Raw genomic sequence first — 1,187 nt, 5'->3', positions numbered from 1 at the left:
AGAAGTATTGAATTTGTTTACTTTCTCTATCATGAAAGCAAACCCAGAGTTGACGGAAGAGTTGTTGTTTTGGCGATTACATTTCACGTTGGGAACGTGCGTATTTACGATGGCCTCAAGTCAAGCTTTGACCGAGCTGGCAGAAAGCAAATTTGAAAAAGAAATCGATGTGAAATCTGTCGTCGATTTACTGATTCCTTACTTGTCCGCTGGTATGTCGGCGAAATAGTCGCTCGATAACGACAAGTAAAAAGTGAAACCAATAATAAGGATTAGCCGCAAGCGGTGACGTGAACAAAAGGATCTGAACTATGAGCTCTCTACGAAGAAAATGGATTAGTGACCCAGCATTTAAAGTGTTTAAGAAAGTTCTTCCTCCGCTGTCGAGTACAGAAAAAGAAGCGATGGAAGCCGGTAGTGTATGGTGGGATGCCGAGTTGTTTTCTGGCAAGCCAAACTTTACGACGCTACACCATTACCCAGCGCCGACGTTAACAGCTGAAGAGCAAGCGTTTATGGATAATGAACTTGAAACGCTCTTAGACATGCTAGACGATCAAAAAATCGTGAAAGAAGATCGTGATTTGCCACCGGAGGTGTGGGAATACTTGCGCAAAGAACGTTTCTTCTCACTGATTATCTCGAAAGAGTACGGTGGCCGTGAGTTTTCTGCATTGGCAAACTCAACGATTGTGTCTCGTATTGCAACGCGCAGTATTAGTGTTGCGGTATCGGTAATGGTTCCTAACTCGTTGGGGCCAGGTGAGCTTCTTTCTCACTACGGCACTCAGGAGCAAAAAGATTACTGGTTACCACGTCTTGCTGATGGTACGGACATTCCTTGTTTTGCTTTGACTGGACCGGAAGCAGGTTCAGATGCGGGCGGCATTCCTGACCAGGGTGTGGTGTGTTACGGCATGCACGATGGCGAAGAGGTGCTTGGTGTTCGAGTTAGCTGGAACAAGCGTTACATCACACTTGCACCTGTTGCGACGGTACTTGGCCTTGCATTCAAACTGCGTGACCCAGAAGGCCTGCTTGGTGAGAAAGAAGATCTTGGTATCACATGTGCGCTGATCCCAACGGATGTGAAAGGTGTAGAAATCGGTAACCGTCACTTCCCACTGAACGTGCCATTCCAGAACGGTCCAACCCGTGGTAAAGACATTTTCGTTCCTATCGATTTC

1 protein-coding gene and 1 pseudogene are annotated in these 1,187 nt (G+C 46.4%); both read left to right on the top strand.

Going from position 1 to position 1,187, the window contains the following annotated elements; genetic code table 11:
• Positions 1 to 229, top strand: a pseudogene (locus R8N28_RS25850) (TetR/AcrR family transcriptional regulator); the annotation flags it as partial.
• Between the two features lie 82 nt (positions 230 to 311).
• The coding region (locus R8N28_RS25845; protein WP_318183736.1) for an acyl-CoA dehydrogenase family protein at positions 312 to 1,187 on the top strand (876 nt) is incomplete at its 3' end.

The sequence above is a fragment of the Vibrio sp. Vb1554 genome (assembly GCF_033344235.1).
This window is presented reverse-complemented; position numbering and strand designations above follow the sequence as displayed.